Origin of the sequence: Candidatus Ulvibacter alkanivorans, assembly GCF_003333325.1 — a bacterium.
GTDB lineage: Bacteria > Bacteroidota > Bacteroidia > Flavobacteriales > Flavobacteriaceae > Ulvibacter_A > Ulvibacter_A alkanivorans.
This window is the reverse complement of record NZ_QOLC01000089.1, coordinates 26,748-42,426: the sequence shown is the minus strand read 5'-3', so window position 1 is coordinate 42,426 and position 15,679 is coordinate 26,748. Positions and strand designations below refer to the sequence as shown.

Annotated in this window: 15 protein-coding genes; 12 read left to right on the top strand and 3 right to left on the bottom strand. The window is 42.2% G+C overall.

Going from position 1 to position 15,679, the window contains the following annotated elements; all coding sequences use genetic code 11:
• The first annotated feature begins 4 nt into the window (after positions 1-4).
• The 7 genes from hemH (at position 5) to DWA30_RS09000 (ending at position 9,605) form a co-directional block, all read left to right on the top strand.
• Positions 5-1,042, top strand: a complete 1,038-nt coding sequence (hemH, locus tag DWA30_RS09030) for a ferrochelatase (protein WP_114492216.1) — start codon at positions 5-7, stop codon at positions 1,040-1,042.
• Positions 1,042-2,427 (top strand): MATE family efflux transporter, encoded by a 1,386-nt coding sequence (locus tag DWA30_RS09025; protein ID WP_114492215.1) that lies wholly within the window; start codon positions 1,042-1,044, stop codon positions 2,425-2,427. The genes hemH and DWA30_RS09025 overlap by 1 nt, the downstream gene beginning before the upstream one ends.
• Before the next feature lie 86 nt (positions 2,428-2,513).
• Positions 2,514-5,585 (top strand): WD40/YVTN/BNR-like repeat-containing protein, encoded by a 3,072-nt coding sequence (locus DWA30_RS09020; protein ID WP_114492369.1) that lies wholly within the window; start codon positions 2,514-2,516, stop codon positions 5,583-5,585.
• Positions 5,585-6,130 carry a CopD family protein gene (locus DWA30_RS09015; protein ID WP_114492214.1) on the top strand — a complete coding sequence of 182 codons (546 nt, stop codon included), beginning with the start codon at positions 5,585-5,587 and terminating at the stop codon, positions 6,128-6,130. Before DWA30_RS09020 ends, DWA30_RS09015 begins: the two co-directional genes overlap by 1 nt.
• A gap of 43 nt (positions 6,131-6,173) precedes the next feature.
• Positions 6,174-7,631, top strand: coding sequence for a sensor histidine kinase (locus DWA30_RS09010; protein WP_114492213.1), 1,458 nt, complete (start codon positions 6,174-6,176; stop codon positions 7,629-7,631).
• Between the two features lie 40 nt (positions 7,632-7,671).
• On the top strand, positions 7,672-8,454 hold the full coding sequence (locus DWA30_RS09005) for an enoyl-CoA hydratase/isomerase family protein (protein ID WP_114492212.1): 783 nt from the start codon (positions 7,672-7,674) through the stop codon (positions 8,452-8,454).
• Between the two features lie 74 nt (positions 8,455-8,528).
• Positions 8,529-9,605: a PA0069 family radical SAM protein gene (locus DWA30_RS09000; RefSeq protein ID WP_114492211.1), complete on the top strand. Its 1,077-nt coding sequence runs from the start codon at positions 8,529-8,531 to the stop codon at positions 9,603-9,605.
• On the opposite strand, the gene DWA30_RS08995 is transcribed toward DWA30_RS09000, so the two are convergent.
• From DWA30_RS08995 to DWA30_RS08985, 3 genes are all read right to left on the bottom strand, one after another.
• A complete protein-coding gene (locus DWA30_RS08995; protein ID WP_114492210.1) occupies positions 9,606-10,268 on the bottom strand; it encodes an HD domain-containing protein in 663 nt (220 codons plus the stop codon).
• A complete protein-coding gene (locus tag DWA30_RS08990; RefSeq protein WP_114492209.1) occupies positions 10,268-11,011 on the bottom strand; it encodes a lysophospholipid acyltransferase family protein in 744 nt (247 codons plus the stop codon). Before DWA30_RS08990 ends, DWA30_RS08995 begins: the two co-directional genes overlap by 1 nt.
• Before the next feature lie 69 nt (positions 11,012-11,080).
• Positions 11,081-11,491, bottom strand: a complete 411-nt coding sequence (locus tag DWA30_RS08985; protein WP_114492208.1) for a BrxA/BrxB family bacilliredoxin — start codon at positions 11,489-11,491, stop codon at positions 11,081-11,083.
• A 217-nt stretch (positions 11,492-11,708) separates the two neighbouring features.
• On the opposite strand from DWA30_RS08985, the gene DWA30_RS08980 reads away from it, so the two are divergent.
• From DWA30_RS08980 to DWA30_RS08960, 5 genes are all read left to right on the top strand, one after another.
• Complete coding sequence (locus DWA30_RS08980) at positions 11,709-12,446, top strand: TerB family tellurite resistance protein (RefSeq protein ID WP_114492207.1); 738 nt, start codon at positions 11,709-11,711, stop codon at positions 12,444-12,446.
• A gap of 131 nt (positions 12,447-12,577) precedes the next feature.
• Complete coding sequence (locus DWA30_RS08975; protein WP_114492206.1) at positions 12,578-13,234, top strand: metal-dependent transcriptional regulator; 657 nt, start codon at positions 12,578-12,580, stop codon at positions 13,232-13,234.
• A gap of 1 nt (position 13,235) precedes the next feature.
• Positions 13,236-13,943, top strand: a complete 708-nt coding sequence (locus DWA30_RS08970; protein ID WP_245933886.1) for a transporter — start codon at positions 13,236-13,238, stop codon at positions 13,941-13,943.
• Between the two features lie 88 nt (positions 13,944-14,031).
• Positions 14,032-14,940 carry a metal ABC transporter solute-binding protein, Zn/Mn family gene (locus DWA30_RS08965; RefSeq protein WP_114492368.1) on the top strand — a complete coding sequence of 303 codons (909 nt, stop codon included), beginning with the start codon at positions 14,032-14,034 and terminating at the stop codon, positions 14,938-14,940.
• Positions 14,940-15,677 (top strand): metal ABC transporter ATP-binding protein, encoded by a 738-nt coding sequence (locus DWA30_RS08960; protein ID WP_210725399.1) that lies wholly within the window; start codon positions 14,940-14,942, stop codon positions 15,675-15,677. Before DWA30_RS08965 ends, DWA30_RS08960 begins: the two co-directional genes overlap by 1 nt.
• The last annotated feature ends 2 nt before the right edge of the window (positions 15,678-15,679 follow it).

The following is a 15,679-nucleotide window of genomic DNA, read 5'->3' as shown; positions in this document are numbered from 1 at the left end:
AAAAATGAAAGGAGTTCTTCTTGTCAACCTAGGTTCACCCGATAGTACAGACCCAAAGGATGTTAAAAGATATTTAGATGAATTTTTAATGGATCCCAGAGTGATCGATGTGCCGAAATGGGCACGCATCCTCTTGGTTCGGGGGATCATCCTAAATACACGACCAAAAAAATCAGCCGAAGCTTATCAACGCATTTGGTGGGACGAAGGATCTCCATTGATCGTTCTCTCGGAGCGCCTTCAGAAAAAAGTACAAGAAAGAGTCACCGTACCGGTAGCACTCGCCATGCGTTACGGTAGTTTGACCTTAAAAAAAGGGCTTCAGGAACTGGCAGATCAAGGCGTGACCGAAGTGTTGACCATACCGCTATATCCGCAATTTGCGATGGCAACCACCGAAACCATAGATGTAAAGGTGGCAGAGCTTCAGAAAGAATTCTTTCCCCAATTGGAAATAAGCTCACTACCCGCTTTTTACAATCGACCCGAATATATCGAACTGCTTTCAAAAAGTATTTCAGAAACACTTGAAGGACTAGACTATGAACATTTGTTGTTTAGCTATCACGGAGTACCCGAAAGACACATTCGAAAGAGTGATATAACAAACGGTCATTGTAAGATCGATGCGCAATGTTGCGTAACCGACTCTCCCGCACATGAGTTCTGTTATCGTCATCAATGTTTAAAGACCACCGCCATGGTAGTAGAAAAGTTAGGGTTAGCACCGGGCACGTATTCTACCTCTTTTCAATCTAGATTAGGTTTTGATCCTTGGTTACAACCCTATACCGACCGAACCATCGAGCGTATGGGGAAGGCCGGAATTAAAAAATTAGTGGTCGTGACCCCGGCCTTTGTAAGTGATTGCCTTGAAACCTTAGAGGAGATCGCTATGGAAGGCGAAGAGATCTTCCACGAAGTAGGCGGAAAAGAATTTACAACCATTCCTTGTTTAAACGATAGAGATGATTTCGCAAGCTTGTTGGCCGGATGGATAGACGAATGGCGCATCGTTGATACCAAAACGGCAATTGCCTAATGGCCAAACAACGAAAATCGAATACATTAGGTACCGACTCTATTAGTAGTCTGCTCATCAAGCAGGCAGTACCGGCTTCCATAGGGATCTTGGTCATGTCGTTGAACATGATCGTCGATACTATTTTCGTCGGACGATGGATTGGTCCGTTGGCTATCTCTGCAATCACGGTTGTAATTCCAATCACCTTTTTTATTGGTGCCATTGGTCTGGCGGTAGGAATTGGTGGTAGTTCAGTACTCTCTAGAGCACTTGGTGCGGGCAATGACAGCAAAGCCTTACGAGTGTTTGGAAATCAAGTTACCCTTACGTTTCTCACCTCGGGCTTGTTGGCAGTTTTCGGACTTGTTTTCCAAGATTATCTTATAGAATTTTTTGGAGCCGATGATTCGTTCAAGGACTTGGCGCTAACCTATTATCGCATCGTAATGTATGGTATTGTCATGCTCGCGTTGTGTATGATGGGGAACAACGTGATTCGAGCCGAAGGCAAACCTAAATTTGCGATGTATGCCATGATGTTGCCGGCAATAGGCAATATTTTTATGGATTATATCCTCATCTACGTCTTCGATTTTGGGATGGAAGGAGCAGCATGGGCCACCTTTATTAGTTATGGGATTTGCTTTTTGTTTATTTTGTGGTTCTTCATATTTAAAAGTGAACTTAGACTTTTACCCCAATCGTTTATTCTTGACACCAAGATCGTTAAAGAAATTAGCAGTCTTAGTTTTGTCACCTTGGCGAGACAAGCCACCATTAGTGTGCTCACTATTTTATTGAACAATACGCTTATAAGTTATGGAGACGCCATAGATGTAGCATCCTACGGAATTATAAGTAGAATGCTCATGTTTGCCTTATTTCCTGTTATAGGTGTAAATCAAGGGTTTTTACCCATCGCCGGATATAATTACGGGGCCAAACACTTTCAACGGGTACGTGAGTCGATCAACACTTCTATCAAATACTCGGGGATGCTGGCGCTTGTAATTTTTGCGATCATTATGGTCTTTGCGCCCGATCTGGTCGCTATCTTTATTAGTGAGAAGGCGGGTCAAGATGCGCAAACTGTTGCTAATAATGCCGAACTCTTACAGAGAACGCCAGATGCCTTGCGATGGGTGTTTGCAGCTACACCTGTTATCGTTATACAATTAATAGGAGCTTCCTATTTTCAAGCGATTGGTAAGGCCATTCCCGCTTTATTGTTAAGTTTAACCAAACAAGGATTTTTCTTGATTCCATTGGTGTTGATTCTCCCCGAATTTTTTGGCGTGTGGGGCGTATGGATCGCCTTTCCTATTGCCGATGTGCTCTCTACTGTGGTTACCGGATATTATCTTCATCGAGAGGTCAAGAAGAACCTTAAGGGTGCTGAATAAAATTCTTATAGATTTAAGTATCTTTAAACACCAATTAAAATTTAATCATGACGCATTATTCACTCCCAACCATCTTTGCTATTCTGATGCTTTTCTTCGGAATAATTCCACTAACTACCAACGCCCAAACTTACGATGAAGCGGCCTACGACGCCTTAGAATATCGGTTAATCGGTCCGTTTCGAGGCGGTCGAAGCGCCGCAGTAACAGGTGTTCCCAGCAAACCAAACCTATTTTATTTTGGTGCTACCGGCGGCGGAATCTGGGAGACTAAAAATGGAGGACGTACCTGGAAGAATATTAGCGACGGCTATTTTGGTGGGTCGATCGGTGCGATCGAAGTGGCCGAAAGCGATCCGAACGTGATCTATGTAGGCGGAGGAGAAAAAACCGTGCGTGGTAATGTCTCTTCAGGTTATGGCATGTGGAAATCGGAAGATGCCGGGAAGACTTGGAAAGCCTCCGGATTGCCAAAAAGCAGGCATATTTCACGAATTGCCATTCATCCTAAAGACTATAACACAGTTTATGCCGCAGTGCTTGGTAATATTTATAAGTCTTCCGAAGAAAGAGGTGTATATAAAAGTACAGATGGCGGGAAGACGTGGCAGAAGAAATTATTCGCTAACAGCGATGCAGGAGCGGTAGATCTTATAATGGACCCGAACAATCCGAGGATATTATACGCTTCCACCTGGAATGTACGCCGCACGCCCTATAGTTTAAGTAGTGGTGGTGAAGGATCTGCACTTTGGAAAAGTACCGATAGTGGTGAAACATGGAAGGAAATATCGAAAAACAAAGGCTTTCCCGGCGATACGCTTGGAATTATTGGCGTAACGGTTTCCCCGGCCAATAGCGATCGTGTTTGGGCCATTGTAGAACACAAAGAAAAAGGTGGTGTGTATCGCAGTGAAGATGGAGGTGAGACTTGGAACAATATAAATAGCGACCGTAACTTGAGACAGCGTGCTTGGTATTATACTCGAATCTATGCCGATACACATGATGAGGACGTCATGTATGTACTCAACGTACGTTATCATAAAAGTACCGATGGCGGAAAGACCTATGAAACCTACAACGCACCGCACGGCGATCATCACGATCTATGGATAGCACCGGAAGACCCTAAAAGAATGATTATTGGAGATGATGGAGGCGCACAGGTCACTTACGACGGAGGGGAAACTTGGAGTACCTATCACAATCAGCCAACCTCACAGTTTTACAGGGTGACTACCGATAATGCATTTCCGTATCGCATTTATGCGGCTCAGCAAGACAATTCTACGGTTCGAATTCCCCATCGCACCGAAGGCTATAACATCGATGAAGACGACTGGGAGTCCACTGCAGGAGGCGAGAGCGCCCATATTGCAGTAGATCCGGAGAATCCGAATATCGTTTATGGCGGAAGCTACGATGGTTTTTTAACTAGATATAACCACGAAAAGAACACTGTTCGCAGTATTAGTGTGTGGCCCGACAACCCAATGGGTCATGGTGCGGAGCATATGAAATATCGTTTTCAATGGAATTTCCCGATTTTCTTTTCACCGCACGATCCGAATAAACTATACACAGCCTCCAATCACTTACATGTTACAACGAACGAAGGGGAAAGTTGGGAAGTTATTAGTCCCGACCTAACACGGGATGACCCAGATAAACAAAAATCCTCAGGCGGGCCTATCACACAGGACAACACCTCTGTCGAATACTATTGTACCATCTTTGCTGCTGCCGAATCACCCGTAACTCCGGGATTGCTTTGGACCGGAAGTGATGACGGACTTGTACATGTATCTCGAGATGGTGGTGAGAATTGGGAAAATGTGACCCCAAAAGGAATGCCCGAGTGGATGATGATCAACAGTATTGAACCTTCGGTGTTCGATCCTGCAACATGTTATATTGCTGGAACAAAATACAAAACAGGCGATTTTGCTCCTTATTTGTACAAAACTTCCGACTATGGAAAAACTTGGAAGAAAATAACCAATGGTATCGCATCAGAACATTTTACAAGAGTAGTAAGAGAGGGCCCTAAACAAAAAGGGTTGTTGTATGCCGGTACCGAAACAGGCATGTATATTTCTTTTAATGACGGAGCGAATTGGCAACCGTTTCAATTAAATCTACCAATAGTTCCTATTACCGATCTTGCCCTGCGCGACAATAACCTAATTGTCGCAACCCAAGGACGCAGTTTATGGATTCTCGATGATCTCACGGTAATTCATCAACTTTCCGAAGCAAAAAACAATGAAAACTATCTTTTCAAGCCAAAAGACACCTATCGTATGGGTGGCGGATCACGAAGTGGTTCACTTACGAGTGGAACAAACCACCCTAGTGGGATGATGACCTATTTTAAGGTTTCCAATCCCGAAGATAAGGAGATTAAGCTTAGCTACTTGAATCGAGCTAATGACACTATTTCAAGCTTTAGTAACAAGAATAAAAAAGAGAACAAGCTAACGGTGAAAGAGGGAATGAATTATCACAATTGGGATATGCGCGGTGAAGGAGCCGAACGCTTAGATGGAATGATTCTATGGTGGGCGAGCACGAGTGCACCACAGGCCGTACCCGGCGAATACAAGGTGGTGTTAGAAGTAGACGATGAGGTGTACACACAAATGGCGACACTACTACCCGATGCCAATGCCGAGACCGATGTTGCCGGCATGCAGCGACAGTTCGATTTTATTACCGACGTAAATAAAACGGTTGACAAAGCACACAAATCCATTAAGAAAATTCGAAATATCAATAAGCAGTTAACCTCCTTTCAAGAGCAATATGAGGATAATGAGGCGGTAGAAGCCTTAGTAGAAAAGGCTGAAAGCTTGAGTGAATCACTTTCAGAAATAGAAAAAGCCTTATATCAAACCAAGAACCGAAGTGGACAAGATCCGTTGAACTTTCCAATTAAACTCACCAATAAACTGGCACATTTGAACAGTTTGGTAAGTATGGATGATTTTCCACCTACGCAGCAAGATATTGCAGTGAAGAACGAACTAACGGCTAAAATTGAAGCAGAGCTAACGAAATTTGACAAAATACTTTCCGAAGAGATACAAGCATTTAATGCAGAATTCAATGCTATGAACCTAAACTATTTGTTCGTGGAAGAAGACCAAGACTAATGGAGTACAATTATATAAAATCACTTCACCTCATATTTGTGATCACCTGGTTTGCAGGTTTGTTTTATATTGTGCGATTGTTCGTATATCAAATTGAGGCGTTTCATAAGCCGGAACCGGAGAAGTCGATACTCGGGGCGCAACTAAAGTTGATGGCCATGCGCTTGTGGACGATCATTACTTGGCCCTCTATGATCCTTGCGCTGGGTTTTGGCATCTGGGTGATCGCGTTACGGCCGTTCTATCTCACCGATGCTTGGATGCAAGTAAAATTGGGCTTCGTGATCGCACTAATCTTTTATCACTTTAAATGTCATAGCATTTATAGACAGTTACAAAAAGGAGTGGTAAAGCACAGTTCTAATTTTATGCGAATCTTTAACGAAGGAGCAACCATTATTTTATTTGCCGTTGTTTTTTTAGTTATTCTGAAAAATGCCGTCAATTGGATCTACGGTGTAGTAGGTATTTTCGCTTTTTCGGTACTGTTAATGCTAGGGTATCGTCTCTACAAACGAATACGTGAGCGAAACAACCAAAATTAATCATGGTCTAATTATTGTTATCTTTCGCCCATAAAGTAGTTTCATGAAGCTCTACAAACAATCCTTACGATCTAGAATATTTCTTTCCATGCTGCTATTGGTCGTAGGGGCTTCTATTCTTATTGCGGTCGTAACGGTCTATCAATATCGCGAAGAGGCAGAAGATTACCATAGAGAACGTTTGCAACGCAAGGAAGTAAACATACGTGAGAATATCAATTATGTGCTTCGAAATACGACCTACCCGGTAGAAACAGAAATGATCCCGCTAATCTTTAAAGAAAAGATCTATGAACTTCGAACGATCCACGATCTGGAGTTGTATTTCTACGATCTGGAGGGAAATTTACTAAAATCTTCTAAAGCATCATTTGTAAAGGACACAGCACATGCCAAAATTCCCGAGTATGCGATGCAGGCCTTAAAGACTTCGCAATCGAAAAGCTTTGTGGAAGAATTTACCGAAGACGGACAAGATTACCGTTCTTCCTATACGTATATCACCGACAGTTATTTTAAGCCGTTAGCTATCTTAAACCTGCCTTATATTGAGGACGACGGATTTATACAAAAAGAGCTCAAAGAGAATTTAAGTCGCCTCGGAATCGCATACCTTTTTATGTTGGGGATCGCGATCGCATTGGCATATTTCCTGTCAAAATATATCACACGTTCGCTAAACGATATTGGTGAAAAGATAAAGGAAGCGCGATTGGACAAGCGCAACAAAATAATTAATGTTAGCAATACACCGGAAGAGATATCTACTTTGGTCAATGCGTATAATGCCATGATCGATGAACTGGAAAATAGTGCGGCTCAATTAGCCGCTAGTGAACGTGAGGCCGCTTGGCGTGAAATGGCAAAACAAGTGGCGCATGAAATTAAAAATCCGTTGACCCCATTGCGCTTAACCGTACAAAGTTTTCAACGTACCTTCGATGCGAACGATCCAAACATTCATAAAAAATTAGACGAGTACAGCAATACATTAATTCAACAGATCGACACGATGAGCTCAATTGCTTCCGCATTTTCCAATTATGCGAAAATGCCGGCACAGCAGGATGAAACGTTGAATGTGGTGAAGATCACCAAATTAGCGCTGGATATTTTTAATGAGGGCTATGTCTATTTCTTTTCTGAAGAAGAATCGATCATTGCAAAATTCGATCGTACGCAACTCATTAGAGTAATCACCAATCTTGTGAAAAATAGCATTCAGGCCATTGAACAAAAACAGCCCGAGGAACCGCGTATAGAAGTTACTGTCAAGGCTGAAGAAACTACAGTAGCGATTACGGTTATGGATAACGGTGTCGGGATACTGGAGGAAAACAAGGACAAGGTATTCGAGCCTAAATTTACAACCAAGACCAGTGGTATGGGATTGGGACTCGCTATGGTCAAGAATATCGTAGAAACCTATAAAGGTAATATATCATTCACTTCATCTCCCGAAACTACTGTATTTACAGTACGAATCCCACGACAACTGTAAGTCTTTTTGTATTTTTGTGCCAAGCAAAAAAACCTACAACATGAGTTATCAAAATATTAAGAGTCAATCAAGTGAAGGAATATGTACCATTACTATCGATCGACCTTCCAAATTAAATGCCTTAAACCAAGAAACCATCAAAGAACTTCACAATGCCTTTAAAGCGGCAGAAGAAAACAAGAAAGTGAAGGTTATTATTTTGACAGGTAGTGGTGAAAAAGCATTTGTAGCAGGAGCCGATATCTCTGAGTTTGCAGATTTTTCAGTTGCTCAAGGTGAGCAATTGGCTGCGAAAGGTCAAGCACAGTTATTTGATTATGTTGCTCATTTGTCTACTCCGGTCATCGCTGCAATTAACGGCTTTGCGCTTGGAGGTGGACTAGAATTAGCCATGTCGGCTCATTTTCGCATTGCAAGTGATAATGCCAAAATGGGACTTCCAGAAGTATCCTTGGGTGTAATACCGGGATATGGTGGAACACAGCGTTTGCCACAACTTGTGGGCAAAGGTCGCGCGATGGAACTGATCATGACCGCGGGAATGATCGGTGCCAATCAGGCGCTACAATATGGGTTAGTCAATCACGTTACTCCGCTAGATGAGTTGATCGATTTTGCTGAAGAATTAGCCCGCAAGATCATGCGAAATTCTTCGGTAGCGATTGCAGCCGCGATCTCCGCTATTAACGCCGGATTTGAAGAAGGTGAAAATGGATATGATACCGAGATCACCCAATTTGGAAAATGTTTTGGAACGGCCGACTTTAAAGAAGGAACGTCTGCTTTTTTAGAAAAAAGAAAACCTAAATTTCCCGGCAAATAATGGAGTAATTCCAATAATAATTGGAATAATTCCAATTTGTTAAGTATCTTTGAGTGCAAATCACTCGAAGCTATATGCCATCTCCAGAAGGAACATACAAAGGAAGAGGAGCCCAAAAAAAGGTTTCTAATCGTTTTTTTGATCTTAGTCACGAACAACGTGACGACTTCTTGAACTATTGTATGCTTGAAGGTGAAGCAGCAGATTCGGAACAAACCAAATACTTAGAGGTATTTCCGAAGAGCTTTGTAAATAAGGTAAACAGTCCGGACGTAGGCATGGGCTATTCTGCCAATCCATATCAAGGGTGTGAACATGGCTGTGTGTACTGCTATGCAAGGAACAGTCATGAATATTGGGGATATGGAGCCGGATTGGATTTTGAACGAAATATCCTAGTAAAAAAGAATGCGCCCCTCTTGTTAGATCAAAAATTGAGAAGCAAATCGTGGCAACCTCACACCATCATTTTTTCCGGGAACACCGATTGTTACCAACCGGTCGAAAGAAAACTTCAGATCACTCGAAAGTGTCTGGAAGTCATGCTTTCGTGGAAACACCCTACCGGGATCATCACAAAAAATGCACTCATACTGCGTGATCTTGATCTGTTACAAGAAATGGCTGCACTTAACACCATCACGGTTAATATTTCGATCACGACACTTTCAGAAAAAACAAGACGATTACTTGAGCCACGAACAGCTACGATAAAACAGCGACTTAAGGCCGTAGAGGTGTTATCCAAAGCCGGAATTCCTGTTCGTGTTATGATGGCGCCAATAATTCCTGCTCTAAATAGTCATGAGATCTTGCCGTTGGTAAAGACCGTTGCCAAAGCAGGCGCATGCGATGTGAGTTTTACGGTGGTTCGACTAAACGGTCAGATCGCAACTATCTTCAAAGATTGGGCCTATAAAACCATCCCCGATCGAGCGGATCGCATTTTAAATCAGATCGCCGAATGTCACGGTGGTAAGTTAAACGACAGTGAATGGGGAAGGCGAATAAAGGGTTCGGGGAATTTTGCCGAACAATTGCACGCCAGTATGAAAATTGCCAAAAAACGCTTTTTACCTGCTATAAAACCGCCGGAACTCGAAACCTCGCACTACTTGCAACTTAAAGATCCACAGTTGAGTTTCTTTTAATCAAGTGAGGCCTTTCCACTCAGCGAAAAACTGTGCTAAGTATTGCTCCATAAACACATGACGTTTGCTCGCGATACGATGCCCGGTTTTGGTATTCATACGATCTTTAAGCAGTAACAATTTTTCATAAAAATGATTGATGGTAGGAGCGGTAGAGGCCTTATATTCGGAAGGAGTCATATCGAGTTTAGGTGGAATGGAAGGGTCGTAAAGCACGCGATTTTTAAATCCGCCATAGTTAAATGCTCGTGCAATACCAATGGCACCTAAAGCGTCTAATCGATCGGCGTCTTGTACCACATCTAATTCCGGAGAGTTGAACTGCTGTTGGGTATGTCCGCCTTTGAACGAGATGTTTTCAATGATCTTTATGACATGGGTTATTTTTTCTTCGGAAAGCATTGTTTTATTAAGAAACTGCCTTGCTTTTTTTGGGCCAATGGTTTCGTCACCTTCGTGAAATTTTGAATCGGCTATATCGTGGAGCAACGCACCTAAAGCCACGATCACCGTATCGACATTTTCAGACCTTGCAATAAGTAATGCGTTTTGGTATACCCGTTCAATATGAAACCAATCGTGACCACCTTCTGCTCCTTTAAGTTCCGATTGGACAAACGCTTTTGTGCGTTCAATTACATCTTGTGCTGTTTCCGAAGCCATTAGTGAACAATTTCAGATTTGATCTGCGATTCGATAGTTTCTATTAACGCCGCGGAAGCATGATCTCCTACTTTAATAGCCGGGTGAACTACGAATTTTAATCGTATGCCCAGTGGCATTGGGAACATGCCATATCGCTGTAATTTCCACGAATTGCTAACACTTACGGGAAGTATGTAAGCATCTGGAGCATGTTCGAACAAAGTTTGAAGGCCTCTGCGTTTAAAAGGTTTTGGTACTCCGTCACGACTTCGAGTTCCTTCCGGAAAGATCACCACGCTGCGATTGTGCCGGGAGATGTATTTTGCGATTTTGGTGATCTGTTGTGTCGCGTGCTTAGGGTCTTTGCGATCTATGAGTACGCTTCCGCCGTATTTTAGATTAAAAGAGATAGAAGGGATGCCTTTTCCTAATTCAATTTTTGAAATAAACTTTGGATGGTATTTTCGCAAATACCAAATAAGCGGAGGGATGTCCCACATACTTTGATGGTTTGAGGCGATAATAATAGGCACGTTGTTTGGAATGCTCGTACGAATAGTAACGTCGAAAGTAGTGCCTAGAATATTGAGACAGCGCATAATAAACCAATTAAAATAGTCTACACTGCTTTTATGTGCTTGATATCCAAAAACGTTTAAACAGATCCATTGTATGGGGTGAAATAGAATTAGGTTCAACCCGAATAACAGATAAAATAGCACCGAAAACGGATAACTCAATACGTGGGCAAGCTTTTTCATCGTATCAAAAATAAAAAAACCGTTCTTCACAATGTGTAAGGAACGGTTCTAAATTCTTGGAATATTTTTCTAACAATGCTCGTCGTAAGCACCTTTTAAATTCTCGGCGATCATATCGGCCGGGCGACCTTCAATATGATGACGTTCTAGCATATGAACCAATTCTCCATTCTTGAAAAGCGCCATAGATGGCGAGCTAGGTGGAAATGGAATCATTTCTGCACGCGCTGCATCAACTGCTTCGCGGTCTACACCGGCAAAAACAGTAACTAGGTGATCGGGTTTCTTTGCATTTTGAAGCGACATTCTGGCGCCGGGACGTGCATTCGCAGCCGCACAGCCACAAACCGAGTTTACAACCACCAAGGTCGTTCCTTCTTTTGCCAAAGCTTCTTTAACGTCTTGTTCTGTATATAATTCTGAAAAGCCTATACTCGTAAGGTCTTCTCGCATTGGTTTTACTAATTCCGGTGGATACATAATCAATCTTTTTTAAGTGTAACGTATTGGTTACAAAGGTAACTAATTTTGTTGGGAGTAGGTACCTTTGAAAGGGTAGATTAAATTAATGACGATATAGAGATTTTGAATATTGTGAGGGTATATTCCGTTAAAAATCGGTAGTACCGTGTCCAATTTTCAACCAACTAATTTTGGTATCTTTGCTCGCAGTTTTTAAAAAGAAATTTTTGCATTTATGATTCGTTGGTTGGGAGCTGTTGTAGGCTACGTGTTTTTTAGATTTCCGGGAGCCATTGTCGGTTTCTTATTGGGTAGCCTACTGGATAATATGACGGTGCGAAAAGGGGGTTCTTTCCAACAAGTGTTTCAACAACAGCAACGCGATCATGTGACACCGGCCGATTTCGAACTTAATCTGCTTTCGCTGGCATCGTTGGTAATTAAAGCCGACGGCAGTGTTAACCAAAGTGAGTTAGACTATGTACGTAAGTATTTTGTACAAGCGTATGGCAGAGAACGAGCCAACGCTACCTTTAAGGTATTTAATGAGGTAATTAAGAAACGACAGGTTTCTGCTCAAAATATATGTACGTTATTACGACAACGCACCCGATACGAATCACGTTTACAAATTCTTCACTTTCTGTTTAGTATTGCGAATGCAGACGGACATGTAACCGATTCCGAAGTAAGAGAAATAAATGAGATCGCTCGTTACTTAGGGGTGCAAGTTCGAGATTTTGAAAGCATCAAGGCCATGTTCTTTAAAAATCCGGACAGTGCCTACAAGATTCTGGAGATAGATAGAACGGCCAGTATTTCTGAGATTAAAGCCGCCTATCGTACTATGGCTAAAAAGTATCATCCCGATAAGTTACAACACATGGATGAAGCCTATCAAAAAGGAGCACAAGAAAAGTTCCAAAAGGTGCAAGACGCGTACGAACAGCTTCAAAAGGAACGCGGTTTTTAATTCAATACGATAAAGTATCATTTTTTTTAAAGCACAGTTTATGAGTTGATTAACCTAGTTTATAGCCTTATTTTTAGACTAAGCTAAAAATATTAATAGTATTCAAGTAAAAATATATTTACCTTTGCCCTATGTTTTCATTAGCAGAAGAGAATTATTTAAAGGCAATTTACCATTTGGAGCAAGAGCACAATGGTGAGGTAAGCACAAATGCTATTGCCGACCGTATGGATACCAAACCGTCCTCGGTGACCGATATGGTTCAGAAATTAGCAGAAAAGGAAGTGTTGTCGTATAAAAAATACAAAGGCACACTATTAACTCCGTCCGGGCGAAAAATTGCGGCCAATGTGATCCGAAAGCACCGACTCTGGGAAGTGTTCTTGGTCGAAAAGCTCAATTTTCACTGGGACGAAGTCCACGATATCGCCGAACAATTAGAACATATACAGTCTGAAGAACTTGTGGTGCGGCTCGATAAGTTTTTAGGACATCCCGATTTCGATCCACATGGGGATCCAATACCCGACAAGCATGGAAATGTAAAACGCACCGAGAAGAAATTACTTTCCGAATGTGAAAAGAACCAACGTGGCGTATGTGTAGGGGTTAAAGAATCCAGCGGTGAATTCCTGCAGTATCTGGACAAGCGTAAAATTAGCATAGGCACCAAGATCAAGGTGTTAGGAAAAGAATTCTTCGATGGCTCAATGATTATACAAGTGGGCAATGACCAATTCTTTATATCAAAAAAAATAGCCGAAAATCTATATGTACAAACCAACTAAGATGAATACCATTCAAAAAATAGTTTTATTTCTATGTTGCGCTGTTTCCTTCGGAAGCTTCGCACAAGAGGATCAATCCGTTCCCGAAATGATCACCGATCGTCCCGATGCAACCGAGTCGCCTTCCACAGTACCCGTAGGGTTTCTTCAGGTTGAAACGGGTGCGTTCTATGAGTCTTTTGAGGACAACGACCTAAAGACCGAAGTATTTGGTTACAATACAACCTTATTGCGCTTCGGAATTCTTGACAACCTCGAATTGCGACTGGGGTGGAATTTTGAGGAAACCCAATTTGCGATCAATGGAAACGAAATCAACAACGTCTTAAGTGGATTTTCACCGCTATTGGCCGGTATGAAAGTGGCGATCACAGAAGAAAAAGGCTTGCTCCCCGAAATGGGTCTGTTAGGACATTTGTATCTGCCCTTTACCGCAGCAAACGATTACCGTCCCGAAACTACCGGTGTAGATTTTCGCTTTTCCTTTGCGCATACACTTTCCGAGCGTTCTAGTCTCGCCTATAATCTGGGAGCACAATGGCTCGACGATTCTCCGGAAGCAGCCTATGTCTATACGCTGGTGTACGGATATAGTATCACCGACCGCTTTGGACTCTATGCCGAATTATACGGTGATCTTCCGGAAGACAGCAGTTCAAACCATTTATGGGATGCCGGAATCACCTATTTAATTCAACCAAACATATAGCTGGATGCTACGGTTGGCAGTAGCATTAGCGAAGGACAAGATATTTTACTTAGCGCAGGCGTTAGTTTTAGAATACCAAAATAAAATGATGAAAAAAATTGTACTTATACTCGTAGCAATAAGCATCTTAGGATGTAAGGATTCTTCCGAAGAATCAGGAAAACTCAAGGTAGTTACTACCACAACCATGATTACCGATCTGGTTAAAAATATTGGTGGCGACCAAATCGAAGTTCAGGGATTAATGGGCGCCGGTGTAGATCCACACTTGTACAAGGCCAGCGAAGGCGATGTTACAAAACTTTATAATGCCGATATCATTTTTTACAATGGCCTGCACTTGGAAGGAAAGCTTGTAGACGTGTTCGAGAAGATGGAACGACAGGAAAAAAGACAGGTTCCACTTGCCGAAGCATTAGATAAAAATGAATTGATAGGGTCAGATTATTTTGCCTCTAGTTTCGACCCACATGTTTGGTTCGATATTTCCTATTTTAAACAATTTGCCTTGGGAGTATCGAATGCACTTTCCGAAGAAGACCCTGAAAATGCAGCGTATTACAAGGAAAATACCAAGAATTATATTGCAGAATTGTCCAAACTGGAATCAGAAACCCTAGCCACAATAGCTGCGTTGCCCGAGGAAAAAAGAATTTTGGTAACGGCGCATGATGCGTTCAATTACTTCGGAAAAGCCTATGGTTTTAATGTAGTGGGCTTACAAGGTCTCTCTACCGCCACCGAGGCCGGGGTTCAAGATGTGCAGCGCTTATCAGATTTCATTATAGAGAACGAGGTAAAGGCTATTTTTGTAGAGAGCTCGGTCCCGAGAAGAACAATTGAAGCTTTACAGCAAGCAGTGTTGGCCAAAGGACACGAAGTGGTTATAGGAGGCTCACTCTATAGTGATGCTTTAGGTAATTCTGGAACTGTTGAAGGTACGTATCTGGGCATGTTTCGATATAACGTAAATACCATTGTAGAAGCCTTAAAATAATGAACAATAAAATTGCCATACAAGTAGATGACCTTACAGTAGCCTATAACTACAAACCTGTACTTTGGGATATAGACCTTGCAGTTCCCGAAGGGGTCTTAATGGCAATTGTGGGACCCAATGGTGCGGGAAAATCTACGTTGATCAAAGCTATTTTAGGTATCATCAAACCCATAGCCGGAAGCGTAGCGATTTATGGAAAGCCTTATGAGAAACAACGAAGACTAGTAGGGTATGTGCCGCAGAAAGGGAGTGTAGATTGGGATTTTCCCACTACGGCCCTTGATGTGGTCATGATGGGTACTTACGGGAGCTTAGGCTGGATCAAAAGGCCTGGACAAAAGGAGAAAAAAGCTTCTTTGGAAGCCTTGGAAAAGGTGGGCATGCTTTCGTTCAAGAACAGGCAGATTAGTCAGTTAAGTGGCGGTCAACAGCAACGTGTGTTCTTAGCGAGAGCACTGGTGCAAAATGCAGCTATCTATTTTATGGATGAACCTTTTCAAGGGGTCGATGCCACTACCGAGATCGCGATCATTAATATCTTAAAAGAACTTCGAAAAGCAGGCAAAACAGTGGTAGTAGTACATCACGATCTACAAACCGTACCGGAATACTTCGATTGGGTAACATTCTTGAATGTAAAGAAAATAGCCACGGGACCGGTGAAGGATATTTTTAATGACGATAATTTAACCAAGACCTACGGTATTAACTATAAAGTGGCTATAAATAAATAGCC

Coding starts and splice junctions, on each gene's coding strand:
- hemH (WP_114492216.1), top strand. CDS start 5: ATGAAAGGAGTTCTTCTTGTCAACCTAGGTTCACCCGATAGTACAGAC.
- DWA30_RS09025 (WP_114492215.1), top strand. CDS start 1,042: ATGGCCAAACAACGAAAATCGAATACATTAGGTACCGACTCTATTAGT.
- DWA30_RS09020 (WP_114492369.1), top strand. CDS start 2,514: ATGCTTTTCTTCGGAATAATTCCACTAACTACCAACGCCCAAACTTAC.
- DWA30_RS09015 (WP_114492214.1), top strand. CDS start 5,585: ATGGAGTACAATTATATAAAATCACTTCACCTCATATTTGTGATCACC.
- DWA30_RS09010 (WP_114492213.1), top strand. CDS start 6,174: ATGAAGCTCTACAAACAATCCTTACGATCTAGAATATTTCTTTCCATG.
- DWA30_RS09005 (WP_114492212.1), top strand. CDS start 7,672: ATGAGTTATCAAAATATTAAGAGTCAATCAAGTGAAGGAATATGTACC.
- DWA30_RS09000 (WP_114492211.1), top strand. CDS start 8,529: ATGCCATCTCCAGAAGGAACATACAAAGGAAGAGGAGCCCAAAAAAAG.
- DWA30_RS08995 (WP_114492210.1), bottom strand. CDS start 10,268: ATGGCTTCGGAAACAGCACAAGATGTAATTGAACGCACAAAAGCGTTT.
- DWA30_RS08990 (WP_114492209.1), bottom strand. CDS start 11,011: ATGAAAAAGCTTGCCCACGTATTGAGTTATCCGTTTTCGGTGCTATTT.
- DWA30_RS08985 (WP_114492208.1), bottom strand. CDS start 11,491: ATGTATCCACCGGAATTAGTAAAACCAATGCGAGAAGACCTTACGAGT.
- DWA30_RS08980 (WP_114492207.1), top strand. CDS start 11,709: ATGATTCGTTGGTTGGGAGCTGTTGTAGGCTACGTGTTTTTTAGATTT.
- DWA30_RS08975 (WP_114492206.1), top strand. CDS start 12,578: ATGTTTTCATTAGCAGAAGAGAATTATTTAAAGGCAATTTACCATTTG.
- DWA30_RS08970 (WP_245933886.1), top strand. CDS start 13,236: ATGAATACCATTCAAAAAATAGTTTTATTTCTATGTTGCGCTGTTTCC.
- DWA30_RS08965 (WP_114492368.1), top strand. CDS start 14,032: ATGAAAAAAATTGTACTTATACTCGTAGCAATAAGCATCTTAGGATGT.
- DWA30_RS08960 (WP_210725399.1), top strand. CDS start 14,940: ATGAACAATAAAATTGCCATACAAGTAGATGACCTTACAGTAGCCTAT.